The following is a 24,182-nucleotide window of genomic DNA, read 5'->3' on the forward strand; positions in this document are numbered from 1 at the left end:
TCAATTTGTCATAAGCACGTAACCTTTCCGAGGGTGAGGGGATAAGTAAATAAATGCGACTCAACCTTGTTTGGCGTTGAGCCCGCTATGATCAGGGTTTGCCGAACCTTGGCGTCATTTCGCCAGCGTTGCGACGGGATGACAGAAATATTTGGTAATGCGACGAAGGGTCACACGGCCCGCGGCGTCGACGGAAATTATTGGTACTGCCTGATGATCTAAGCTGTTTTTGCCACTTGGCGAGCGGCAGATCGATCAGGCGGCCCGGCCCCTCGGTTGCGATGACGCAGCGGGGAAGGCCACTCGGACGCTTGCTGGAAGGGCGTTCGGGCAAACATCGGCAAGGCGATGCGTCGCCTCGTCACTTACATAGCCCAAGGCGCTGGAATACTCATGTCGGACCGTTTCGAACTCTATCTCACCTGCCCCAAAGGCCTGGAAGGCCTGCTTGCCGAAGAGGCCCGAGGCCTCGGCCTGGATGATGTGCGTGAGCACACCTCGGCCATTCGCGGCGCCGCCGACATGGAAACCGCCTACCGCCTGTGCCTGTGGTCACGCCTGGCCAACCGCGTGCTGCTGGTGCTCAAGCGCTTCCCGATGAAGAATGCCGACGACCTCTATGATGGCGTGCATGCCGTCGACTGGGCCGACCATTTGGCCGCCGACGGCACCCTGGCCGTGGAATTCAGCGGCCATGGCTCGGGCATCGACAACACTCACTTCGGTGCGCTCAAGGTCAAGGACGCGATCGTCGACAAGCTGCGCAACCGTGAGGGCCTGCGCCCATCGGTGGAAAAGGTCGACCCGGATATCCGCGTGCACCTGCGCCTGGACCGTGGCGAGGCGATCCTCTCGCTCGACCTGTCCGGCCACAGCCTGCACCAGCGTGGCTATCGCCTGCAGCAAGGCGCCGCGCCGCTGAAGGAAAACCTGGCCGCTGCGGTGCTGATCCGCGCCGGCTGGCCGCGCATTGCTGCCCAAGGCGGCGCCCTGGCCGACCCGATGTGCGGTGTCGGTACCTTCCTGGTGGAGGCGGCGATGATCGCTGCCGACATTGCCCCCAACCTCAAGCGTGAGCGCTGGGGCTTCAGTGCCTGGCTCGGCCATGTGCCGGCCACCTGGCGCAAGGTCCACGAAGAGGGCCTGGCCCGTGCGCAAGCCGGCCTGGCCAAGCCGCCACTGTGGATTCGCGGTTACGAAGCCGACCCGCGGCTGATCCAGCCGGGGCGCAACAACGTCGAGCGTGCCGGCCTGGGCGACTGGGTGAAGATCTACCAAGGCGAAGTCAGCACCTTCGAGCCACGCCCGGACCAGAACCAGAAAGGCCTGGTCATCAGCAACCCCCCGTACGGCGAGCGCCTGGGTGACGAAGCCAGCCTGTTGTACCTCTACCAGAACTTTGGCGAGCGCCTGCGCCAGGCCTGCATGGGCTGGGAAGCGGCGGTGTTCACCGGCGCGCCGGAGCTGGGCAAGCGCATGGGCATCCGCAGCCACAAGCAATATGCCTTCTGGAACGGCGCGTTGCCGTGCAAGCTGCTGCTGTTCAAGGTTCAGCCTGATCAGTTCGTCACCGGCGAGCGCCGCGAGGCCCAGGCCGACAATGGCGAGGCCCGCCGCCCAGCGGCGGTTGCCAGCGAGCCGGCACGCCTCTCGGAAGGCGCACAGATGTTCGCCAACCGCCTGCAAAAGAACCTCAAGCAGCTGGGCAAGTGGGCCCGCCGCGAGCAGGTCGACTGCTACCGCCTGTACGATGCCGACATGCCCGAGTATGCCCTGGCAGTCGACCTCTATCAGGATTGGGTTCACGTGCAGGAATACGCAGCCCCGCGCTCGATCGACCCGGACAAGGCCCAGGCACGCCTGCTCGACGCACTGGCGGCGATCCCCCAGGCACTGAACATCGACCCGCAGCGAGTGGTGCTCAAGCGCCGCGAGCGCCAGAGCGGCACGCGCCAGTACGAGCGTCAGGCCACCGAAGGCCGCTTCCTGGAGGTGAACGAGGGCGGCGTCAAGCTGCTGGTCAACCTTACCGACTACCTGGATACCGGGCTGTTCCTCGACCACCGTCCGATGCGCATGCGCATCCAGCGCGAGGCGGCTGGCAAACGCTTCCTCAACCTGTTCTGTTATACCGCCACGGCGACCGTGCACGCGGCCAAGGGCGGCGCCCGCAGCACCACCAGCGTCGACCTGTCGAAAACCTACCTGGACTGGGCACGGCGCAACCTGGCGTTGAACGGCTTCTCCGAGCGTAACCGCCTGGAGCAGGGCGACGTGATGGCCTGGCTGGAAGCCAACCGCGACAGCTACGACCTGATCTTCATCGACCCGCCGACCTTCTCCAACTCCAAACGCATGGAAGGGGTGTTCGACGTCCAGCGCGACCATGTGCAATTGCTCGACCTGGCCATGGCCCGCCTGGCACCCGGCGGCGTGCTGTATTTCTCCAACAACTTCCGCAAGTTCCAGCTCGATGAGCATGTCAGCACGCGCTATGCCGTGGAGGAAATCAGCGCCCAGACCCTGGACCCGGACTTCGCTCGCAACAACCGGATCCACCGCGCCTGGCGCCTGCAGTTGCGTTAATTGGACGAGGCGCATTGCGCGCCTAGTGGCCAATAGCTATAACTCAGCATAGGGCCAGAAGTTTCGCAGGACGCTGACGTGATGAGATCTCTCTATGTCGAAGTGGGGCGTGCGTGCGAAGGTGCTGGGCCTGTGCCGCGAGGCAATGGCTGCCTGGGCGGTGGCGCTGGTCGCGTTGGTGGCCGGCGTGCTGCTGTCGGCTGGCCTCGCGCTGGCCGCGCAGGCGTTCTACAAGCAGCAGTTGCGCCAGCGCTTCGAACTGTTGGCCAGCGAGCGCCATAGCCGTATAGCCGAGCGTTTCGACGACCAGGAGCAACGCCTGGATGGCTTGCGGCGCTTCTTCACCTACGCCAATGAAATCACCCCGAGCGAGTTCGATGGCTATGCCCGGCCCTTGTTGCAGCGGACCCAGGCGTATTCCTGGGCGCCGCGGGTCGAGGGCGGGCAGCGGCGCGAGTTCGAGCGCCAGGCCAGTGCCTGGCTGGGGCAGGATTACCTGATCCGCGAGGTGGATGGCGCTGGGCACTGGCACCCTTCGCCACGCCGAGCCTATTACTACCCGGTGCTGTATACCCAGGCCGAGCGTATGCAGGGGCAGCCCTACGGGCTCGACCTGCGCAGCCAGCCGGCCCGTGAGCAGGCCTTGGCGCGCGCCACGCTGCCGGGCAGCATGGCGGTTTCCGAGCCGCTGGACATGCTCAGCGTCGCCCCGGACCTTAGCCGTGGGCTGTTGATGGTCGCACCGGTATTCCGTGCTGCATGGCCGGATGACCCGCCAGCGGGATATGTCATGGCCTTGCTGAACGTGCGCCAGTTGGTCACCGAAGGCCTACCCATCGCTGAAGACGACAATCTGGTGGTGCGCATCATCGACCCGAGCGGGCGGGACGGCCACGAAGTGTTGTTCGATTCACAGAATCCGGTGGCGGCACTGGCCATGGTCAGCACGCAGCTGCTGCGTCTTGCCGACCATCACTTCCAGCTCGACATGCGCCCGAGCCAGGCATTCCTGCGGGCCAACCAGTCCACTGCCGCCTTGGCCGTGGGGCTGCTGGGCGGCTTGTTGAGCCTGCTGCTGAGTGTTTTGCTGTACAACCTGTTCAGCCAGCGCCAGCGTGCCTTGACCCTGGTCGAGCAACGTACGGCGGAGCTGCGGGTCAGCGAGCAATCGTTGCGCGAGACCCACAACCAGTTGCGCAGCGTACTGGATGCCGCGACCCAGGTGGCCATCATCGCGACCGGCCTCAAAGGCGAGATCAGCACCTTCAACGCCGGTGCCGAACGCATGCTGGGTTATTCGGCCAGCGAGGCGATCGGGCACCTGCACCTGGAGGACCTGGTGATGCCTGAAGAGCTCAGCCAGCGTGCCCATGCTTTGAGCCTGCGCTATGGGCGGCACATCGCCGGAGGCCAGGCAATGTTCGCCGAGACCATCCAGGAGAGCGGCGGCGAACCTGGCGAGTGGACCCTGGTGCGCAAGGATGGCAGTCATTTGCTGGCCAACATGCTGGTGACTGCCGTGCTCGACGAGCAGGGGCTCTGGGTCGGCTACCTGGCGATCTGTATCGATGTCACCGAGCGGCGCCGGGTGCACGAGGCCCTGGCCCTGCGAGATCGGTTGCTGGAGAAGCTCAGCGCGGAAGTGCCGGGCGGGATCTACCAGTACCGGCTGGACGCCGATGGCCACTCGTGCTTCCCCTATGCCAGCCAGGGGCTGTTCGACATCTACGAGGTCGACCTGCAACTGCTGCGCGAGGATGCTTCGGTGGTGTTCGAGCGCATTCATCCCGATGACCTGGAGCGCGTGCGCCGTTCGGTGCGCTATTCCGCCGAACACCTGTCGCCGTGGCGTGAAGAGTACCGGGTATGCCTGCCGCGGGCCGGATTGCGTTGGGTGCGCGGTGAGGCAACGCCCGAGGTCGGCGAGAACGGTTGTACGCTATGGCATGGCTATCTCACCGATATTTCCGACCTCAAAGGGGTGGAAGAAGAGTTACGGGCGCTGTCGGTCACCGATTCGCTGACCGGTATTCATAACCGCCGCTATTTTCAGGAACGACTCAAGGTCGAACTGGATCGTGCCCAGCGTGACAAGCAGGACCTGGCTGTGATCATGCTCGACATAGACCATTTCAAGCGGATCAACGACCAGTACGGCCATGCCGTGGGTGACCATGTACTGCGCAGCCTGTGCCAACGCATTGGCCAGCGCTTGCGCCGCACCGATGTGTTCTGCCGGTTGGGTGGGGAGGAGTTCATGGTGCTGTGCCCTGGAAGCAATGTCGAACAGGCGCGGACGCTGGCCACGGAGCTGTGGCAAGGCGTGCGCAGCGTGCCAGTGGATGGGGTAGGCAAGGTGACTGCAAGCTTTGGCGTGGCCGGGTGGCGGCAGGGGGAGGGAGCTGATGCCCTGTTGTTGAGGGCGGACGCGGGGGTATATGCGGCCAAGCAGGCAGGCCGCGACCGGGTTGAGGCAGAGTTGACCTGAAGTTTCTTTGCTGCCTGCACTGGCCTCTTCGCGGGTGAGTCCGCGAAGAGGCCGGTACAGGTTATCGAAGCATCAAGGTGCTGCAGCCGTGGCGTTGTTGTTCAGCTTCGGCTGGCGGTACAGGTCCAGCAGCACTTGGTCGAGCACCTGCGAGGCGCCCCATGGCTTCGGATCGTTGAGGATCGCCGCCACCGCCCAGGTATTGCCGTTGCTGTCGCGGCTGAAGCCGGCGATCGCCCGTACGGTATTCAGGGTGCCGGTCTTGATGTGCCCTTCGCCGGTCAAAGCGGTGCGCTTCAGGCGTTTGCGCATGGTGCCGTCCATACCCACCAGTGGCATCGAACTCATGAACTCGGCGGCATACGGGCTGTTCCACGCCGCTTGCAGCAGTGCCGCCATTTCGCGGGTGCTGACCCGCTCGGCGCGCGACAGGCCGGAGCCGTTCTCCATCACCAGGTGCGGCGCGGTGATGCCTTTCTTGGCCAGCCACTGGCGCACCACGCGTTGCGCGGCACGGGCGTCGTCGCCGTCGGCGTCGGTGCGGAACTGCGCGCCGATGCTCAGGAACAGCTGCTGGGCCATGGTGTTGTTGCTGTACTTGTTGATGTCGCGGATCACCTCAACCAGGTCGGGCGAGAAGGCCCGGGCCAGCAGGCGAGCGCTCTTGGGCACGTTTTCGATGCGGTCACGGCCCTGGATGCTGCCACCCAGCTCGTTCCAGATGGCCCGCACGGCACCGGCAGCGTAGGTCGGGTGGTCAAGCAGCGACAGGTAGGTCTGCGAATTGCAGCCATCGCCCAGCTGGCCGGTGACGGTCACGCTGATGCCGTCGGCCTGCTGCACCGGGTTGTAGCGCACGTCGCCGCTGCACTGCTTGGAGGCCACGGCCTTGACCTGGTTGTCGATGTGGATGCTGGTGATCGGTGGCTCGACGGCAACGGTGACCTTGCCGCCGTCGTTGCGGGCAACGAAGCGCAGGGCCTTGAGGTTGATCATCAGCGAATCCGGCTTGACCAGGAACGGTTTGTTGACGTCGCCACCGTCATCGTCGAACTGCGGCAGGTTGGGTTGCACGAAGTGGCTGCGGTCCAGCACCAGGTCGCCGGTAACGGTGCGTACGCCATTGGCGCGCAGGTCACGCATCAGCAGCCAGAGCTTTTCCATGTTCAGCTTGGGGTCGCCGCCGCCCTTGAGGTAGAGGTTGCCATTGAGCACACCGTTGCTCAGGGTGCCGTCGGTGTAGAACTCGGTCTTCCATTGGAAAGTGGGACCGAGCAGCTCAAGGGCGGCATAGGTGGTGACCAGCTTCATGGTCGAGGCCGGGTTGACCGATACATCGGCGTTGAACACGGTCGCCGAGCCAGGGCCGTTAAGCGGCAGCATGACCAGTGACAGTGCGCTGTCCTGCAGCTTGTTGGCCTTCAGTGCTTGCTGGACTTTCGGCGGCAGGGAGGTATTGACGGCAGCTGCCTGGCTGGGCAATGCCAGCGGCAGCAGCAGGCCAGCGAGAACGAGGGGGCGGAGCTTTTTGATCATATGGATTAAATACCCTGCGGACGAGGGAAAAAGACAATGGGGCTGTACGAGATGATCACCCCAGGATGAAATATAGAGCGCATTATGCCCCAAGCGCAGCGCTGATGCGCCACGTTCGACGGAAAAGCGCCTTTGTAGCGTGGAAACTGGTAAAGTGCCGCGCGTTAATACTCAAGAGGATTGTTTCATGGCTACCAACCGTTCCCGTCGTCTGCGCAAGAAGCTGTGCGTTGATGAATTCCAGGAGCTGGGTTTCGAACTGAACCTGGGTTTCAAGGAAGACCTGTCCGACGAAGCCATCGATGCCTTCCTCGACGCCTTCCTGGCTGAAGCCATGGATGCCAACGGCCTCGATTACGTTGGCGGCGATGACTTCGGTCTGGTGTGCTCGGCCAAGCGTGGCTCGGTCAGCGAAGAGCAGCGTGCCACGGTCGAAGCCTGGCTCAAAGGCCGCAGCGAACTGACCACCATCGAAGTCAGCCCGCTGCTGGACGCCTGGTATCCGGAAAAGCCGATCAACCCGGCTTCCTGACCTGTGCATGAGCGGCGCCTCGCTCGGGCGCCGCTCAGTCAAGCCTTGGCCAGTTCCCTGGCCAGCGCTTTCTCCACTCGGCGCATGTGCCGAGCCAGTACCTGCCGCTGCAGTCGGATGCACCCCGCAGACAAGGTTTCTTCCTCCAGGGCCTCGCAGGCCGTCATCATGCGCCTTGCTTCCAGCAGCCGTGCCGCGCTGAGGATCTTGTGCGCCTGCTCGCGAATCTCGTTGGCCTGATGCTGGGGATCAAGGCTCATGAGCAGTGCCAGGTCTTCCTGCAGGCTTGTGTGCACAGCAGTGAGAAAGCGCGTACGGCTTCTGGCGTTGTTGCCGACGATGCCGGCCAGGCCCGCCAGGTTGAACAATGGCTCGATGGCCTGGTGGGGTCTGGGCACGATCTTGGCCAGGCATTGGCTGAGCGTACGCAGGCTGATGGGCTTGAGCAGGCAATCGTCCATGCCGGCGCTGAGGCACTTTTGCCTGACTTCGGGTTGGGCGTTTGCGGTGTAGCCCAGGATGACGCAGCGCGGTCGCCCGTTCTGGCGCTCTTCGCTGCGCACGGCAGTGGCCAGTTGGTAGCCGCTCAGGTGTGGCATGTTGCAATCGAGCACCAGCACGTCGAACGGCGTATGGCGCCATTTTTCCAGACCTTCGCGGCCGTCGCTGGCGCTGGCATGGCTTAGCCCCAGGTAACCCAGTTGCTGTGCCATCAGCAAGAGGTTGGCTGGGTGATCATCGACCACCAGCACTTTCAGGTCACTGTCGGGTATGTCCACCTCCTCGGCCTCCCGCCCCTGCGGCGCCGGAGCGTCGACGCGCTCAAGCGGCAATAGCAGGCGAACTTGTGTGCCAAAGTCCGGGAGGCTCTTGATGCTCAGGTTGCCACCCATCATCTCGCACAGGCTATGGCAGATAGCCAGGCCGAGCCCAGTGCCGGCGCGGGCACCCTGGCTATGCGGGTTGGCCTGGACGAACGGGTTGAACAGGCGCTGGAGGTCTTCGCCCTCGATGCCGATGCCACTGTCGCGCACTTCCAGTTCCAGCGTCGGGTGCGCGCACGGGCCTTCGTCGCGCAAACCGAGTGTGATGTTGATCTGGCCCTGCTCGGTGAACTTGATGGCGTTGCTCACGAGGTTGGACAGGATCTGCTTGAAGCGCAGCGGGTCGAGCAAGGCATGGCCACGGGCTTCAGGGCTGATGTTGATGTCCAGGGCCAGGCCTTTCTGGCGCGCTTGCCCGTGGAAGACGCGGCCGACCGACTCGACAAGCGCTGCCGGATCGACGGCCTCTGGATTGAGTGACAGGTGGCCAGACTCGATACGCACGATATCCAGGATATCGCCGATCAGGCCAAGCAAATCCCTCGCCGATTGATGGGCGACTTCCAGCGAAGTGGGGTCCACTTGCCCTTGCAGTGCGCGCCGTAACGCCAGTTCGAGCATGCCGATGACCGCGCTCATCGGCGTGCGGATCTCATGGCTGATGGTGGCCAGGAAGGTACTCTTGGCACGGTTGGCGTCGTCGGCCAGGCGCTTGGCTTCGCGCAGTTCCTGAACCAGTTTGCGTCGATCGCTGATGTCGACCCAGCCGCCAATGATCCCTTGTACTTCACCCAGCGAGTCACGGTAAGGCAGGATCCAGTGGTAAAGGGTCATTTCGCGATCCTTGAGGCGTACAGGACGGTCAATGATCAGCGGCACGCCGGCAGCCATCACCTGTTGGTAATCGGCCTGAATCTGGCGGGTGTTCTCGGCATCGGCGAACAGGCTCTCTTCCAGGCGCCTGCCAATCACTGCTTCCTTGCTGGACTGGACGGCTTCAAGGTAGCTGGCGTTGCAGCTTTGCAAGCGGCCCTCGCGGTCGCGCACGTACATGGGGTGCGGGGTGCCGTTGAGCAGTGCACCCATGAACTCCAGCTGGTCGCTCAGCGCACGTTCGGCGCGTTGGCGCTGCTTGATCTGGCCGCGCAGGCGAGCGTTCCACAGCAGCGCCAGCAACAGCAGCACGCCTGTCCCCAGCAGCACTTGCAGGATCAGGCGTCGCAAGCCTTGCCAGCTGGCATCTTCATGCACGTCGTAGCCGCGCCAGCGGTTGTTGATCACCCCCAGTTCTTCCGGCGAGATACTCAGCAGGGCTTTGTCGAGCATGCTGGCAAGTGCTCTGTCCTGTTCGCGGGTCGCCATCGCAAAGTTGGCTGGCTCGCTGCCCACCGTGCTGCGTATGACCAGGTTGGTATTGACGGCAAGGGCGTGGTTGGCGTCGATCAATGGTGTGATCACGGCATCGACGGCACCACTGTTGAGCAGCGCTACCGAATAATAGGGGCTTTCGGTCTCGATCCAGCCGATCTGTGGGAAGTGGTTCGCCAGCAGCTCGTCCATGTTGCTGTAGCGGGAGATGGCGATACGACGCTGGCTCAGCTGCTCCAGCGAACTGAACCGCTCGTCATGGGTACGGGTGACCAGCACGTGGGGACTTTCGAGGTACGGCCGGCTCAAACGCAGGCCTTTGTCGTCGATGCCGTCGCTGGCAAGGGCGGCAATCATGTCTACACGCCCGTCTTCAAGCCGTGCGAGCATGTCGGCAATGCCATTGGCCCGCTGTACCTCAAAGCGCAGGCCGGTTCGCAGGCGTATCAGGTCCAGCAGGTCGGCGGTTATTCCGCGAAAATGGCCGTTGCCATCGAAATAGGAAAGGGGAGCTGCCGTTTCGTCAATCGCGACCTGCATGACCGGGTGGCTGCGCAGCCACTGCTCCTCGTCCGCCGTCAACTGCAGCTGGCGATTGCTCAGCAGCAGGTCACTGCCAGCGCTCCAGCGCTTGAGAATACTGGCCCGCAGTGAGCTGGACTGGCGGTTGAGGGTTGCATTGACCAGCTCTTTGAGCTGCACATCCTCGGTGCGCATGGCGAAACTGAAACCGAAGTTCTCGTGTTGACCGAAACTGGCCAGGCGCAACCGTGGCAGGTGCCCGCGGTTGAGCTGGTAATGGGTCGAAATGGTATCGCCGACGAACACATCCGCCTGGCCAAAGGCCACGGCGTTGAGGGCCTGGGTGGATGAGCCGAAAACCAGCACCTCGGCATTGGGGTAGGTAGCCTGGACTTCCTCTTGCGGCAGGTAGTGGTAGAGCATGCCCAGGCGCAGGCCATGCAGACCGCCATTGAGGGCACGCGTTTCATCTTCCCGGGTGACCAGCACGGGTTGATCAACCGCATAAGGGTGCGAAAGCGTCACGCCTTCGGTTGTCGCTTCGTAACCATTGGCGCTGCCGAGCAGGTCGATTTCCCCACGTTTGAGCGCCTGCAGCGCTGCCTGCCTATGGGGGTAGCGCATGACCTTCACCGGCAGGTTCAGTGCCCTGCCGATCAGGCTTGCATATTCGGCGGTGAGGCCCTGGTAGATCTGCCCGCCACTGGTGATGTCGAAGGGTGGGTAGTCGGGCGCCGAGGTGCCCAGGATCAGGCTATGGCGACCCATCAGCCACTGCTTTTGCTGTTCAGTCAGTGGCGGGTTGAGCGGCATCGCCGAAGAGCGGGCGAGCAGGGTATAGGTCTCGACGTTCTGGGATGAAGCCTGCGCCAGGTCGCAGGCGAAGGCCAGGACGAACCCCAGGCAAGTGATCAGATGCAGCATCGAAAACCTCAGACCAGCGCGTTGCGTTTAGCCATTTCGATCAGGTCGACCAAGGTGTCGACCTGCAATTTCTGCATGAGCCGCTTTTTGTAGGTACTGACGGTCTTGTTGCTGATGAACATGCCTTTGGCGATCTCCTGGTTACTGCGGCCTTGGGCGAAAAGTTGCAGGACCATCAGTTCTCGGTCGTTAACGAGTCGGAAGAGTTTCAGGTCAGCGTCAGCTGTTGCATGGTCATTGTGTATCGCCTGGCTGGGGAAATAGTTATAGCCAGCGAGTACGGCCTTGATTGCGCTGAGCAGTTCGCTCAGGTCTTCCTGTTTGCATACATAACCTGCAGCGCCGGAGTGCATGCAGCGCATCGCGAACAATGCCGGTGTCTGTGCGGTGAGTATCAGAATCTTCAGCGGCAGTGCCATGGCCTGGAAGCGCGAAAGCACCTCAAGACCGTCCAGTTTGGGAATGCTGATATCCAGGATCACCAGTTCTGGCTGGGTTTCACGAATCATCTGTATGGCATCCACGCCATTGTCCGATTCACCCACGACCTTGTAGTTCTGGTTTTCCAGCAACATACGGACAGCAAGGCGGATGACTGGATGGTCATCGACGATAAATACGCTATTCATGTTCAAGTTCCCTGCAGCGAATGGCGGAGGCAGGGTGGCACCTTACCCCAGTTGCAAGTCGGCGGGGGCGAGTGGATGGATAATTCGATATATATGGGAAACGGCTTACAGCGGAATTCAAATTGGGCTACGAAGTGTAAGAATTTACTTCGTCGTCAAAGGCGTTTTGGGTACTTTTTGTTCTTTTGTGTATACGTTGTTTATAAGGCGATGTAGTTTGTAGGACGTTTCTTAGATAAGGGCGTCGCTCGGTTTGTACGGAGCGACGCCTCGCCCTTAGCTCAGGTTCGAGTGCCCGGTCATTTCCCGAGCCATATCACTCGCATAGCTGTCGGTCATGCCCGCGATGAAATCGATCATGCGCAGGAACGCCTGGTGCAGGGAGTCGTGCGGGTCAGGGGCATTGTTACCGATCAGGTCCAGCACGCGGCGGCTCTTGAATGACGGCGTACGGCCGCCATGCTGTTCCAAGGCGGCAGCGCAGAACGTGTTGAGGAGGATTTCCAGCGTGGTGTATGCGCCAATTTCATGCAGCGTCTTGCGCTTGTCCTGGAAAATCTTGTTTCGCGCCATGGCTTTGGCCTGCAGCACGCAACGCTTGGCCGGGCCGTGCATATGCTCGACCAGGTCGCCGCTCAGGCGACCGCTCAACAGTGCTTGCTGCTGCTCGACAAAGGCGTGGGCAGCGGCATTGGTCAGGTGCTCGATGGCTTTGCCACGCAGTATGGCCAGTTTGCGTCGGCGGGAGTCGGCAGGGCCAAGCTGTCGATAGGTCTCCGGCAGGTCATCGCCGACCAGGTCGAGCAGCAGCGCCTCGACTTCGGCGTAGTGCAGCAGCTCCATCTCCAGGCCGTCTTCCAGGTCAATCAGGGCGTAGCAGATGTCATCTGCCGCTTCCATCAGGTACACCAGCGGATGGCGCGCCCAGCGCTGTTCTTCGAGCTGCGGCAGGCCGAGCTTGCGGGCAATCTGTTCCAGCAGTGGCAGCTCGCTCTGGTAGCAGCCGAACTTGTGCTTCTTGTACCCGAGGGCATCGGCATGCCGGGCAGTCCAAGGGTACTTGAGGTAAGTGCCAAGGGTGGCGTAGGTGAGCCGGGTGCCGCCATCGAACTGGTGGTACTCGAGCTGGGTGAGCACACGAAAGCCTTGCGCGTTGCCTTCGAAATTGAGGAAGTCGGCGCGTTCGTCGTCACTCATGTCGTCCAGCCAGCCACGCCCGGCGGCCTGCTGGAACCAGTGGCGAATGGCGTCTTCACCGGAGTGGCCGAACGGTGGGTTGCCAATGTCGTGAGCCAGGCAGGCCGACTGCACGATCATGCCCAGGTCGCTGGGCTCGCACCACTCGGGCAGGCTGCTGCGCAGTGTTTCGCCGACACGCATGCCCAGTGAGCGGCCAACGCAGCTGACCTCCAGGGAATGGGTCAGGCGCGTGTGGATATGGTCGTTACTGGTGACGGGGTGGACCTGGGTCTTGCGCCCGAGGCGGCGAAAGGCCCCTGAGAAGATGATCCGGTCATGGTCTTTGTGAAACGGGCTGCGGCCCAGTTCTTCGGCGCTGTAGAGCGCTTTGCCAAGGCGTTCGCGGGTGAGCAGGGTGTGCCAGTCCAAGGCGCGGTCTCCTGTCGATCGAGAGGGATAGCTTCGAGCGTCGTGAGCAGGTGTGCAAGGGGAAGATCGTGACCGGCCTTGGGCAGGGGGCCGGTCACGACGTTCAAGGGCGACGGTTGCCTTGCAGGTACAGGCGCACCAGCGGCAACAAGCTGGTTCCCAGCCGGACCAGGCGGCCCAGGTTGCCGCTGCGTACCCCTTTGCCGGTCAGAAAGCCCAGTGCCACGACGGCACCGATGCCCCACAACGGCGCGTGCTTGATACCCAACCCGTCATGCAGCGAGCTGCCCATGCCGCGCAGGCGCTGCAAGGGTTGCAGCATCTGGCCGGACTCATGGCGGATCTCCTGGCGGTGCATTTCCATGCGCAGGCGTAGCAGCGCCTTGCGCAGCTCCCGTGGATTACGGGTATTCGGTAGTTCAGGCAGGCTCATGGCAACAGGCGCTCCCGGTCCTTGGCCAGTTCGTCGAGGGTCGCACCGAAGGGTGATGACTCATCGAACACAGCCGCTTTGAGGCGCAGGCCGCAATACAACGCAGCCGCGCCATAGAAGACGCACAGGCCAATGATGCCCGCCAGCCGATAGCTGTCCCACAGCAGCACCAGCAGCAAGCCGGACAAGGCCGTCAGCAGCAGCAGTGCGAACACCAGTGCCAGGCCGGCGAACAGCAGCAGGCTCAGGGTGCGTGCTTTCTGCTCCTGCAGTTCGATGCCGAACAGTTCGATGTGGCTGTGCAGCAGCCCCAGCAGTGCCGCGCCCAGGCGTTTGCCGGAAGCGCTGGTGCCAATGCTGTCATTCTCCATGGGGACTCCTCAGCGCCGATTGGCCAGCAGGCCGATCAGCAGGCCGACGCCTGCGGCAATACCAATGGCCTGCCAGGGTTTCTCCTGGACGTACTGTTCGGCGCTACCGAGCGCTGCCTGGCCGCGCTCACGCACTGAATCCTGGGTCAGTTGCAAGGTTTCACGGGCTTGGGTCAGACGCTCGTGGATCTGCTCGCGCAGTTCATCGGCCTGGTCGCCCGCGAGGTTGGCGGTATCGGCCAGCAAGCGCTCGGTATCGCGAACCAAGGCTTGGAAGTCAGCCATCAATATCTCTTGTGCAGTCTTTGCCGATTTGCTGGCCATGGGGCTCTCCCTATCGTAGGTGTGCAGGTCTGTAGGTCATTCGAGTGACCGGGTGTATGGAAGGTTCACTAGCGGCGCTGGTATGGGCCTTGCTACTGAAATTTGCCACAACGCGGGGCGTAGCCCGCAGCGGTGCGCCGAACCAGGGCGTCGACCCTGGCGGATACCGATAAACCTTAACCCAATCCACGACAAACCCAAGAAAAAACCACGCAGGCCGCGCCCGGTTCGGCAAAACAGGGCAAAAGCTGGCACCGATTCGGTGCAGGGATGCAGGTTCTTGAACTGTCCTGGTGCTTTTTCAGCAGGTCTGCCTCTTTCATGGAAAACATGCACAGCGCAATGGACTCCCTGGTCCACGGCTCCAACACCCTGTTCATCCTGATGGGCGCCATTCTGGTGCTCGCCATGCACGCCGGCTTCGCCTTTCTCGAAGTGGGCACCGTGCGCCACAAGAACCAGGTCAACGCGCTGTCGAAGATCCTCAGCGACTTCGCCATTTCCGCGTTGGTGTACTTCTTCATCGGATACTGGATCGCCTATGGCGTGAACTTCCTGCAGCCGGCGTCGCAACTGGCCACCGACCACGGCTATGCGCTGGTCAAATGCTTTTTCCTGCTGACCTTCGCGGCCGCGATTCCGGCGATCATCTCGGGGGGGATCGCCGAACGTGCGCGCTTCGCGCCGCAGCTATGCGCCACGGCGTTGATCGTTGCGTTCATCTATCCCTTTTTCGAAGGCGTGGTGTGGAACGGCAATTTCGGCGTGCAGGCCTGGCTGCAGGCCCGCTTTGGTGCGCCGTTCCATGATTTTGCCGGCTCGGTGGTCGTGCATGCCATGGGCGGCTGGCTGGCGCTGGCCGCGGTGCTGTTGCTGGGCGCTCGGCGCGGGCGCTACCGCGACGGCCGCCTGGTGGCCTTTGCACCGTCGAGCATTCCATTCCTGGCATTGGGCTCATGGATCCTGATCATCGGCTGGTTCGGTTTCAATGTGATGAGCGCCCAGACCTTGCAAGGTGTCAGTGGCCTGGTAGCGATCAATTCGCTGATGGCCATGGTCGGCGGCACCTTGGCAGCCTTGCTGGCCGGGCGCAACGACCCGGGCTTCCTGCACAATGGGCCGTTGGCAGGGCTGGTGGCGATCTGTGCCGGCTCTGACCTGATGCACCCCGTTGGCGCTTTGGCTACCGGGCTGGTGGCCGGGGTACTGTTTGTCTGGAGCTTCACCGCTGCGCAGAATCGCTGGAAGGTCGACGATGTGCTCGGCGTCTGGCCGCTGCACGGGCTTTGCGGCCTGTGGGGCGGCATCGCCTGCGGCGTGTTTGGCCAGGTGGCGCTGGGTGGCATGGGTGGGGTCAGCCTGGTCAGCCAGCTGCTGGGCAGCCTGGCAGGCGTCCTGATCGCACTGATCGGTGGTTTTGCCGTGTACGGCCTGATTCGCCAGGTGCATGGCCTGCGCTTGAGCCATGAACAGGAGTTCCAGGGTGCAGACTTGTCACTGCACCGGATCGGCGCCACCAGCCAGGATTGAGCAGGGTCAGGTGCAGAGGGGGCAGGACGGACTTAGAATAAGCTTCTTTCCTACAGTCAAACCGGGTGTTGCCCCCCATGCTGCCTGAATGCCAACTCTTCGGAACCGTCGGGTGCCACTTGTGCGAAGTGGCCGAAGCCGTGCTGATGCCCTTTGTTGAACATGGCTTGCTGATCGAGTTGGTCGATATCGCCGACGACCAGGCCTTGTTCGAGCGGTACGGTTTGATCATTCCGGTGTTGCGGCGCAGCGACACGTCGGCAGAGCTGCCTTGGCCCTTCGATGCCGAGCAGGTCGTGGCTTTTCTTCACCAGTGAAGGGCAGGGGGGAATGCTTGCCATCGTGCATGGCCTCAGGCCAGGAATGATGATGCCTCACCGTTGAATGATCATCGGTACCTTTGCATCGTCATCGAGAGCCTCGTCATGCTGATCACGCCACATTTCGCCCTGGAAGAACTGATTGCTTCGCAAGTTGCCGCGAGAGAGGGGCTGGACAATATGCCTCCGCCTGAAGTCCTGGGTAACCTGCGCCTGCTTTGCCAGGTGCTTGAGCAGGTTCGGGAGATGTTCGGACGCCCCGTGATCGTCAGCAGTGGATACCGCAGCGAGGCGGTCAATCTGCTCGTCGGCGGGGCGCCAGACAGCCAGCACGTGAAAGGCCTGGCTGCGGATTTCACCGTGCGGGGCATCGACAACCGGGAAGTGGTCAGGCAGGTCAGCGAGAGTGACTTGGCGTTCGACCAGTTGATTCTGGAGTTCGACAGCTGGGTTCACTTGTCGGTATCGGTGGCCGCGCCGCGCCGTCAGGTGCTGACCATTCGCAAGGGTACGGGCTACCTGCCCGGCTTGCAGTAGCGGTCGAGCCGATTGACGCAGCGGTGTCGCGCTCCGTATGCTGTATATAAATACAGTGTCGAGGTGATTCATGCTCAACGTCGAGCAACTCAAGTACAGCGTCAACCGTATGCCGGTGGAGCGGGTGTGCGACGCCGTGCTGGAATTGCGTCTCGAAGGCTTGGTCACCGATGACCGCACGCCTTTCGCAAAGGTGCATTTCAACACCTGTTTTGCAGAAATCGAGGCCTTGTTCCAGCGTGCCGGTTACCATCGCGGGCTGGATGTGGTGGGTTACCAGGGCCTGATCTATGCGCTCTATGACCCCGGGCGATGGGAGCCGGTGCAGGTATTGCGCTGGTTGAAGGCACATAGCGAGAGGATGGTCGAGGCTGGTTGAGGCGCCGGGCTTGGGGGATAATGTGCGGCTTTGATTGCTCGAGCCCTGCCATGACCACGCCTTTCGACCCCGCCCGCCAGCAAGCCAGCACGCTCTGCCTGCCACCCGGCAACTGGGCCACGGTACTCGATTGCCTGTGCGACCATTTCAAGGCGATCGAGCGTGCGCAGTGGCTTGACCGCTTCGCTCGGGGGCGGGTGCTCGATGCCGAAGGCAGGGCAATTGCCGCCGACATGCCCTACCTTCGCGGCATGCGCGTTCACTATTTTCGCGAAGTGCCCAACGAGCGGCCGATTCCGGTGCAGGAGACCATCCTGCATGTCGATGAGCACCTGGTAGTGGCCGATAAACCGCACTTTCTGCCGGTGACGCCCACCGGGGAGTATGTCGAGCAGACCCTTTTGCGGCGCCTGATCCGGCGCCTGGACAACCCGCATCTGGTCCCGCTGCACCGCATCGATCGGCACACCGCCGGGTTGGTGCTGTTTTCCGCCAATCCGCAGACGCGCAGCGCCTATCAACGGTTGTTTCCGGAGCGGCGGATCGACAAGCGTTATCAGGCCATCGCTGCCGCCTTGCCGCAGCATGCATTCCCCTTGGTGCACAAGAGTCGCCTGGTGCATGGCGAGCCGTTCTTCCGCATGCATGAAGTGCCAGGGGACGCCAACAGCGAGACCTTCGCCGATGTGCTGGAGACGAATGGCGAGTGGTGGCGCTACGGCCTGTCGCCGGTAACCGGCAAGACACATCAGCTGCGTGTGCACATGGCGGCGTTGGGGGCAGGGATCTGCAACGACCCGTTCTATCCCGAGTTGCTCAAGGAAGAGGACGACTATCAGCGGCCGTTGAAGCTGCTGGCGCAAAGCTTGCGGTTTGTCGACCCGTTGACTGGCGAGGAGCGCTACTTCGAGAGCCGGCTGACGCTGGATTGGTAGCTTTCGCGGCCTTTTTGCGGGAGATCAGTGGTCATTGTGGGAGCGGGCTTGTCCCGCGAAGCAGGCGGCGCGTTGCATGGCACCGGCTTTGCCGGTGTTCGCGGGACAAGCCCGCTCCCACAGGGATCGCGTCGATTCTAGAAACCGAGCAAGACAGTTGCTTCCAAAACAGCGAGCAGGCCAGGCCTAACGGTTGAACCGCTCCACCAGCGAATACTGGCTGCCGGCAGTGATGGTCAGCTCTTCGCTGAGCAGCGCCGAATGCTGCGCTTGCTCGGCTGTCTGGTCGGCCAGTTCGGCAATGGTGCTGATGTTGCGGCTGATCTCGTCGGCCACTGCGGTCTGCTCTTCGGTGGCGGCGGCGATCTGGGTCGCCATGTCAGTGATATTGGCCACGGCTTCGCTGATGCCGACCAGGGCCTGGTCGGCCTGCATGACGCGGTCAACGCCTTCCTGGGCCTGGCGGTGGCCGGTTTCCATGGTCAGCACGGCGTTGTTGGCGGTCTGTTGCAGCTTGGCGATCAGGCCGTGGATCTGCCCGGTCGATTCGGCGGTGCGTTGGGCCAGCTGGCGTACCTCGTCGGCGACCACGGCAAAACCACGGCCCATCTCGCCGGCACGGGCCGCTTCGATTGCAGCATTGAGCGCCAGCAGGTTGGTCTGGTCGGCGATGCCCTTGATCACATCGACCACGCCGCCAATCTCGTCGCTGTCCTTGGCCAGCTGGGTCACGGTCTGGCCGGTTTCGCCGACGGCGCTCGACAGGCGTTCGATGGCGTCGCGGGTTTCCCCGGCGATCTGCCGACCCTGGCTGGTCAGGCGGTTGGCTTCCTGGGTGGCGTCTGCGGTGCGTTGCACGTGGTTGGCCACTTCCTGGGTGGTGGCAGCCATCTGGTTGACCGCGGCGGCGACCTGTTCGGTCTCCACGCGCTGGCGCTCCAGACCCGTGGAGCTCTTGTGCGCCAGGGCATCGGACTGACGCGCCTGGTCACTAAGGTGCTCGGCGCTGTCCTGCAGGCGGGTCAGGCAGGTCTTCATGCGCGCGTCCTGGCTGAGCATGGCCATTTCCAGGCGTGCCTGTACTCCACGGCTGTCGGTGTACATCTGTGCGATCAGCGGGTCGGAGGTGGTCTGTTCGGCCAGGCGCAACAGGCGCTTCAGGCCACGCTGTTGCCAGCTCAGGCCGAGCAGGCCGAGCGGTACCGACAGGCCGGCGGCCAGTGCGAAGCCCCACGAGTGACCGAGCCAGTTGCCAATCAGGAAACCGACCTGGCTGACCAGGATGAACGGCAGCCAGTCCTGCAGCACCGGCAGCCAGCGATCACGGCGCGGGATGGCCGTCTTGCCGTCGTTGATGCGCTGGTACAGGGCTTCGGCACGACGGATTTGCTCGGCGCTAGGCTTGACCCGAACCGACTCGAAGCCAACGACCTGGTTGTTCTCGAATATCGGCGTGACGTAGGCGTTTACCCAATAGTGATCGCCGGATTTGCAGCGGTTCTTGACGATGCCCATCCACGGCAAGCCTTGCTTGAGGGTTTGCCACATGTGGGCAAACACCGCAGTCGGCACATCCGGGTGGCGCACCAGGTTGTGGGGTGCACCATTCAGCTCTTCGCGGGTAAAACCGCTGATCTCGACGAATGCATCGTTGCAGTAGGTGATCACACCCTTGACATTGGTGGTGGAGATCAACCGTTGTTGGGCAGGGAAGGTCCGTTCCCTCTGGGTAATCGGCTGGTTGTTACGCATGAGCTGAATAGTCCGTAAGGCTTTCGACAGATATCGGCAAGCCAATGGTTTTATTGAATGGATATTTAATTTACTTGATCTGGGGCAAATGGCCGCTATTGCAGGTGCGTTATGTGGACCTTGGAGTTCGCAGCAGTTTGCCTATGTTTGTGACCGTTTGGTTACAGATTGGGTGCATGATGACTGACCGGCCATCAAAGTGCTACTGCCCGGTGGCTGACGTCGTTTTTGTAGTGGCGCGTAGATCGAGCGCCGCCCGCGCGGCGCTCGATTTCACAGACGCCACAGCACCCAAGCCAATCAGCTGCGAATCATCTGCCGCAGCACATAGTGCAAGATCCCACCTGACTTGAAGTATTCCACCTCATTGAGCGTGTCGATCCGGCACAGCACCTCGATCTGCTGTTGTTGCCCATCCTCACGGGTAATGCGCAGGGGCAGGCTCATGCCCGGTGTGATCTGGGCGCCGTCGAGCCCCAGCAGGTCGATCTGTTCCTTGCCCGTCAGCGCCAATTGCTTGCGGTCCTGCCCGGCCTTGAACTGCAGCGGCAGCACGCCCATGCCCACCAGGTTGGAGCGGTGGATGCGTTCGAAGCTTTCTGCCAGCACCGCCTTGACTCCCAGCAGGTTGGTGCCCTTGGCCGCCCAGTCACGGCTGGAGCCGGTGCCATATTCCTGGCCGGCGATGACCACCAGCGGCGTGCCTTCGGCCTGATAACGCATGGCTGCGTCATAGATCGACAGCTTCTCACCGCTGGGCACATGCACGGTGTTGCCACCTTCCTCGCCGGCCAGCATCTCGTTGCGGATGCGGATATTGGCGAAGGTGCCGCGCATCATCACTTCGTGGTTGCCGCGCCGCGAACCGTAGGAGTTGAAGTCCCGAGGCTCCACCCCCTTGCTGCGCAGGTAACGCCCGGCGGGGCTGTCGGCCTTGATGTTGCCGGCCGGGGAGATGTGGTCGGTGGTCACCGAGTCGCCGAGCAGGGCTAGGATGCGTGCACCGTGGATGTCCTTGATCTCGGGCAGCGGCCCGCCGATATCGTCGAAGAACGGTGGATGCTGGATGTAGGTAGAACTGTCCTGCCAGACGTAAGTCGCCGCCTGCGGTACTTCGATGGCCTGCCATTGCGCGTCGCCGGCGAAGACTTCGGCGTATTCCTTGTGGAACATGGCCGTGTCGACCTTGGCCACGGCGTCGGCGATTTCCTGCTGGCTGGGCCAGATATCGCGCAGGTAGACGGGCTTGCCGTCGTTGCCCGTCCCCAGCGCATCCTGGGTCAGGTCGACGCGCACGCTGCCGGCCAGCGCGTAGGCCACTACCAGCGGAGGCGAGGCCAGCCAGTTGGTCTTGACCAGAGGGTGCACGCGGCCTTCGAAGTTGCGGTTGCCCGACAGGACCGAAGCGACCGTTAGGTCGGCGCTGGCGATGGCTTTTTCGATGGCGTCGTCCAATGGCCCTGAGTTGCCGATGCAAGTGGTGCAGCCGTAGCCGACCAGGTCGAAGCCAAGCTGGTCCAGGTATGGGGTGAGCCCCGCCGCCTGGTAGTAATCGGTCACCACTTTGGAGCCAGGGGCCAGTGAACTCTTGACCCAGGGCTTGCGTTGCAGGCCTTTTTCCAGGGCTTTTTTCGCCAACAGGCCGGCCGCCATCATCACGCTGGGGTTGGAAGTGTTGGTGCACGAGGTAATCGCGGCGATGACCACAGCGCCGTCGCGCAGGGTGTAGGTCTGGCCTTCATGGCTGTAGGCGATTTCGCCGGCCTGATCGGCGTTGCCGACCGCCACCCCGCCACCCCCTTCACTCTCCAGGCGCCCGACCTCTTTGGCCAGCGGTTTGGGTTGCAGCTCGATGAAGTGGTCGAAGGCCTGGCTTACCTGCCCCAGGGCAACCCTGTCCTGTGGCCGCTTGGGCCCGGCCAGGCTGGCCTCGACGTCATGCATGTCCAGGGCCAGTGTGTCGCTGAACAGCGGTTCCTGCCCTGGCCGGCGCCACAGGCCTTGTGCCTTGCAATACTGCTCGACCAGTTGCACGGATTCACTTGGGCGGCCGGACAGCCGCAAGTAGTCGAGGGTGACCTCATCGACCGGGAAGAAGCCACAGGTCGCGCCGTATTCCGGTGCCATGTTGGCGATGGTCGCACGGTCGGCCAACGGCAGGTCGGCCAGGCCGTCGCCGTAGAACTCGACGAATTTGCCGACGACGCCTTTCTTGCGCAGCATCTGCGTGACGGTCAGCACCAGGTCGGTGGCGGTGATGCCTTCGCGCAGCTTGCCGGTGAGCTTGAAGCCGATCACTTCGGGGATCAGCATCGACACCGGCTGGCCGAGCATGGCCGCTTCCGCCTCGATGCCGCCGACGCCCCAGCCGAGTACGCCAAGGCCGTTGATCATGGTGGTGTGTGAGTCGGTGCCGACCAGCGTGTCGGGGAAGGCATAGGTGCGGCCATCGTCTTCGCGGGTCCACACCGTGCGCCCGAGGTATTCCAGGTTGACCTGGTGGCAGATGCCAGTGCCCGGTGGTACCACGCGGAAGTTGTCGAATGCGCTCTGGCCCCAGCGCAGGAAGGCATAACGCTCGCCGTTGCGCTGCATTTCGATGTCGACGTTCTGGGTGAAGGCCTGTGGCGTGGCGTAGCGGTCGACCATCACCGAGTGGTCGATCACCAGGTCCACCGGCGACAGCGGGTTGATCCGCTGCGGATCACCGCCGGCCTTGGCCATGGCGGCGCGCATGGCGGCCAGGTCGACGACTGCTGGCACGCCCGTGAAGTCCTGCATCAGCACCCGCGCCGGGCGGTACTGGATTTCGCGGTCGGAGCGACGGTCCTGCAGCCAGCCGGCGAGGGCGCGCAGGTCATCGGTGCCGACGGTCTTGCCGTCTTCCCAGCGCAGCAGGTTTTCCAGCAGCACCTTGAGCGACATGGGCAGGCGCTGCAGGTCGCCCAGCTGCCGGCCGGCTTCGGCGAGGCTGTAGTAGTGGTAGGTGCGGTCAGCCACCTGGAGGGTCTTGAGGGTATTCAGGCTATCGAGCGAGGGCATTGCCAACTCCTTGTGCGGCGGGGCCCGGCACGGCTGGATGGCCGGTGCCACCGCGCTGTTTCGGCCCGCACGGCACGGGCCTGGCTGAAGGGTCAGGTTAGCTCTGTTTGCTGCCCCTGACTCTTTTCTGGACCGGCGGGGCATGTCGCAGGTTCCGATCTTCCTTTATCATCGCCGCCCTGCCGGCGCCCGTGGTGCGTCAGCCGTAGTGGAGTGAGAGATGAATACCCTGTTCATGCATTGCCGGCCCGGTTTCGAGGGTGAGGTCTGCGCCGAGATCAGCGAACACGCCGCCCAGCTGGGTGTGGCCGGTTATGCCAAGGGCAAGCCGCAGAGCGCTTGTGCCGAGTTCGTCTGCGCCGAGGCCGAAGGTGCCGAACGCCTGATGGCACAGCTGCGCTTTGCGCAACTGATCTTCCCGCGCCAGTGGGCGCGAGGCACCTATATCGAACTGCCGGAGACCGACCGCATCAGCGTGCTGTTGGCGCACCTGGCCGAGCAGCCGGTTTTCGGTAGCCTGTGGCTGGAAGTGCTGGACAGCAACGAAGGCAAGGAGCTGTCGACCTTCTGCCGCAAGTTCGAAGTACCGCTGCGCAAGGCCCTGGAAAAGGCAGGTCGCCTGGTGGACAACGCCAGTCTGCCGCGTCTGCTGCTGACCTTCATCAGCGGCCGGCGGGTGTTCGTCGGCGTGGCCGAGGCGAAAAACAGCGCGTTATGGCCGATGGGCATCCCGCGGCTGAAGTTTCCGCGTGAGGCGCCGAGCCGTTCGACCCTCAAGCTGGAAGAGGCGTGGCATCAGTTCATTCCGCGTGAGCAGTGGGATGTGCGCCTTGGTGACGACATGAAGGGTGTCGACCTGGGCGCTTCGCCTGGCGGCTGGACTTACCAGTTGGTGCGTCGCGGCATGCTGGTCACCGCCATCGACAATGGGCCGATGGCCGAAAGCCTGATGGAGACTGGGCTGGTAGAGCACCTGATGGCGGACGGTTTCACCTGGCAGCCAAAGCATCCGGTGGACTGGATGGTCTGCGATATCGTCGAGAAGCCGGCGCGGACCACCTCGCTGATCGAGACGTGGTTGGGAGAGGGGCTGTGCCGTGAGGCGGTGGTCAACCTGAAGTTGCCGATGAAGCAGCGCTATGCCGAAGTACGGCGGTTGCTGGAGCGCATGGAGGCGACGTTCAAGGCGCGCAAGGTCAAGGTATCGATTGCCTGCAAGCAGCTGTATCACGACCGTGAGGAAGTGACTTGCCACCTGCGCAGGCTGGACCTCAAGCCACGCTGACCCACGACCCGCTTTGCTCTTGCTCTTGCTCTTGCTCTGCTTTTGCTTCTAAGCGCGCGGTAGTTCAGGCGACGCAGATTGCGACTTCAGGAGGCCGAACGCAGGTCTTGCGGAGGGAGGTGACGGGCATGGATGCCCGTCAAGCGCTGGGCCCCAGGATGGGGCCTGCAGCGCGGTCCTCCCGGGAGCAAGGCCGGAGTGAGGGGACCCCGGAGCGCAGCGGAGGGGCCGGATGATGGGAGCGAGGGGTTTTTGGT

General features: G+C 62.8%; 18 protein-coding genes. 9 read left to right on the plus strand and 9 right to left on the minus strand.

Annotation, left to right across the window (positions count from 1 at the left end; translation table 11 throughout):
• Positions 1-393: 393 nt before the first annotated feature.
• Together rlmKL and HU738_RS02085 are read left to right on the plus strand one after the other, a co-directional pair.
• Positions 394-2,586: a bifunctional 23S rRNA (guanine(2069)-N(7))-methyltransferase RlmK/23S rRNA (guanine(2445)-N(2))-methyltransferase RlmL gene (gene rlmKL / locus HU738_RS02080; RefSeq protein ID WP_186603768.1), complete on the plus strand. Its 2,193-nt coding sequence runs from the start codon at positions 394-396 to the stop codon at positions 2,584-2,586.
• Between the two features lie 94 nt (positions 2,587-2,680).
• The gene (locus HU738_RS02085; RefSeq protein WP_186603767.1) at positions 2,681-5,074 is read left to right on the plus strand and encodes a sensor domain-containing diguanylate cyclase; all 2,394 of its coding nucleotides are present in this window, start codon (positions 2,681-2,683) and stop codon (positions 5,072-5,074) included.
• Positions 5,075-5,146: 72 nt separating this feature from the next.
• Here HU738_RS02085 and dacB read toward each other — a convergent pair whose 3' ends face one another.
• Positions 5,147-6,610, minus strand: coding sequence for a D-alanyl-D-alanine carboxypeptidase/D-alanyl-D-alanine endopeptidase (dacB, locus tag HU738_RS02090; RefSeq protein ID WP_186603766.1), 1,464 nt, complete (start codon positions 6,608-6,610; stop codon positions 5,147-5,149).
• Between the two features lie 187 nt (positions 6,611-6,797).
• On the opposite strand from dacB, the gene HU738_RS02095 reads away from it, so the two are divergent.
• Entirely contained in the window at positions 6,798-7,142 is a 345-nt protein-coding gene (locus tag HU738_RS02095; protein ID WP_167057967.1) for a YggL family protein, read from the plus strand.
• A gap of 38 nt (positions 7,143-7,180) precedes the next feature.
• Here the strand turns inward: HU738_RS02095 and HU738_RS02100 are convergent, their stop codons facing one another.
• The 6 genes from HU738_RS02100 to HU738_RS02125 form a co-directional block, all read right to left on the minus strand.
• The gene (locus HU738_RS02100) at positions 7,181-10,780 is read right to left on the minus strand and encodes a transporter substrate-binding domain-containing protein (RefSeq protein ID WP_186603765.1); all 3,600 of its coding nucleotides are present in this window, start codon (positions 10,778-10,780) and stop codon (positions 7,181-7,183) included.
• A gap of 8 nt (positions 10,781-10,788) precedes the next feature.
• Positions 10,789-11,409: a response regulator transcription factor gene (locus HU738_RS02105; RefSeq protein WP_176507788.1), complete on the minus strand. Its 621-nt coding sequence runs from the start codon at positions 11,407-11,409 to the stop codon at positions 10,789-10,791.
• Between the two features lie 276 nt (positions 11,410-11,685).
• Positions 11,686-13,017 carry a deoxyguanosinetriphosphate triphosphohydrolase gene (locus HU738_RS02110; RefSeq protein ID WP_176507774.1) on the minus strand — a complete coding sequence of 444 codons (1,332 nt, stop codon included), beginning with the start codon at positions 13,015-13,017 and terminating at the stop codon, positions 11,686-11,688.
• A gap of 103 nt (positions 13,018-13,120) precedes the next feature.
• Positions 13,121-13,450: a hypothetical protein gene (locus HU738_RS02115; protein WP_176507775.1), complete on the minus strand. Its 330-nt coding sequence runs from the start codon at positions 13,448-13,450 to the stop codon at positions 13,121-13,123.
• The gene (locus HU738_RS02120; RefSeq protein WP_152955821.1) at positions 13,447-13,821 is read right to left on the minus strand and encodes a phage holin family protein; all 375 of its coding nucleotides are present in this window, start codon (positions 13,819-13,821) and stop codon (positions 13,447-13,449) included. The genes HU738_RS02115 and HU738_RS02120 overlap by 4 nt, the downstream gene beginning before the upstream one ends.
• A 9-nt stretch (positions 13,822-13,830) precedes the next feature.
• Complete coding sequence (locus HU738_RS02125; RefSeq protein ID WP_099815566.1) at positions 13,831-14,145, minus strand: ElaB/YgaM/YqjD family protein; 315 nt, start codon at positions 14,143-14,145, stop codon at positions 13,831-13,833.
• A 321-nt stretch (positions 14,146-14,466) separates the two neighbouring features.
• Between HU738_RS02125 and HU738_RS02130 the strand changes: the two genes are divergently transcribed.
• From HU738_RS02130 to HU738_RS02150, 5 genes are all read left to right on the plus strand, one after another.
• Positions 14,467-15,675, plus strand: coding sequence for an ammonium transporter (locus HU738_RS02130; RefSeq protein WP_186603764.1), 1,209 nt, complete (start codon positions 14,467-14,469; stop codon positions 15,673-15,675).
• A 77-nt stretch (positions 15,676-15,752) separates the two neighbouring features.
• Positions 15,753-15,992, plus strand: a complete 240-nt coding sequence (locus tag HU738_RS02135; RefSeq protein ID WP_176507777.1) for a glutaredoxin family protein — start codon at positions 15,753-15,755, stop codon at positions 15,990-15,992.
• 108 nt (positions 15,993-16,100) lie between these two features.
• Positions 16,101-16,532 carry a D-Ala-D-Ala carboxypeptidase family metallohydrolase gene (locus HU738_RS02140; protein WP_186603763.1) on the plus strand — a complete coding sequence of 144 codons (432 nt, stop codon included), beginning with the start codon at positions 16,101-16,103 and terminating at the stop codon, positions 16,530-16,532.
• A 70-nt stretch (positions 16,533-16,602) separates the two neighbouring features.
• On the plus strand, positions 16,603-16,911 hold the full coding sequence (locus HU738_RS02145; protein ID WP_176507779.1) for a transcriptional regulator: 309 nt from the start codon (positions 16,603-16,605) through the stop codon (positions 16,909-16,911).
• Positions 16,912-16,961: 50 nt separating this feature from the next.
• On the plus strand, positions 16,962-17,846 hold the full coding sequence (locus HU738_RS02150; RefSeq protein WP_186603762.1) for a pseudouridine synthase: 885 nt from the start codon (positions 16,962-16,964) through the stop codon (positions 17,844-17,846).
• Between the two features lie 186 nt (positions 17,847-18,032).
• On the opposite strand, the gene HU738_RS02155 is transcribed toward HU738_RS02150, so the two are convergent.
• Positions 18,033-19,598 (minus strand): methyl-accepting chemotaxis protein, encoded by a 1,566-nt coding sequence (locus tag HU738_RS02155; RefSeq protein WP_186603761.1) that lies wholly within the window; start codon positions 19,596-19,598, stop codon positions 18,033-18,035.
• A 300-nt stretch (positions 19,599-19,898) separates the two neighbouring features.
• Complete coding sequence (gene acnA / locus HU738_RS02160) at positions 19,899-22,640, minus strand: aconitate hydratase AcnA (RefSeq protein ID WP_186603760.1); 2,742 nt, start codon at positions 22,638-22,640, stop codon at positions 19,899-19,901.
• Positions 22,641-22,860: 220 nt separating this feature from the next.
• Between acnA and rlmM the strand changes: the two genes are divergently transcribed.
• A complete protein-coding gene (gene rlmM / locus HU738_RS02165; protein WP_186603759.1) occupies positions 22,861-23,925 on the plus strand; it encodes a 23S rRNA (cytidine(2498)-2'-O)-methyltransferase RlmM in 1,065 nt (354 codons plus the stop codon).
• Positions 23,926-24,182: the final 257 nt, after the last annotated feature.

Source organism: Pseudomonas vlassakiae, from assembly GCF_014269035.2.
Lineage (GTDB): Bacteria > Pseudomonadota > Gammaproteobacteria > Pseudomonadales > Pseudomonadaceae > Aquipseudomonas > Aquipseudomonas vlassakiae.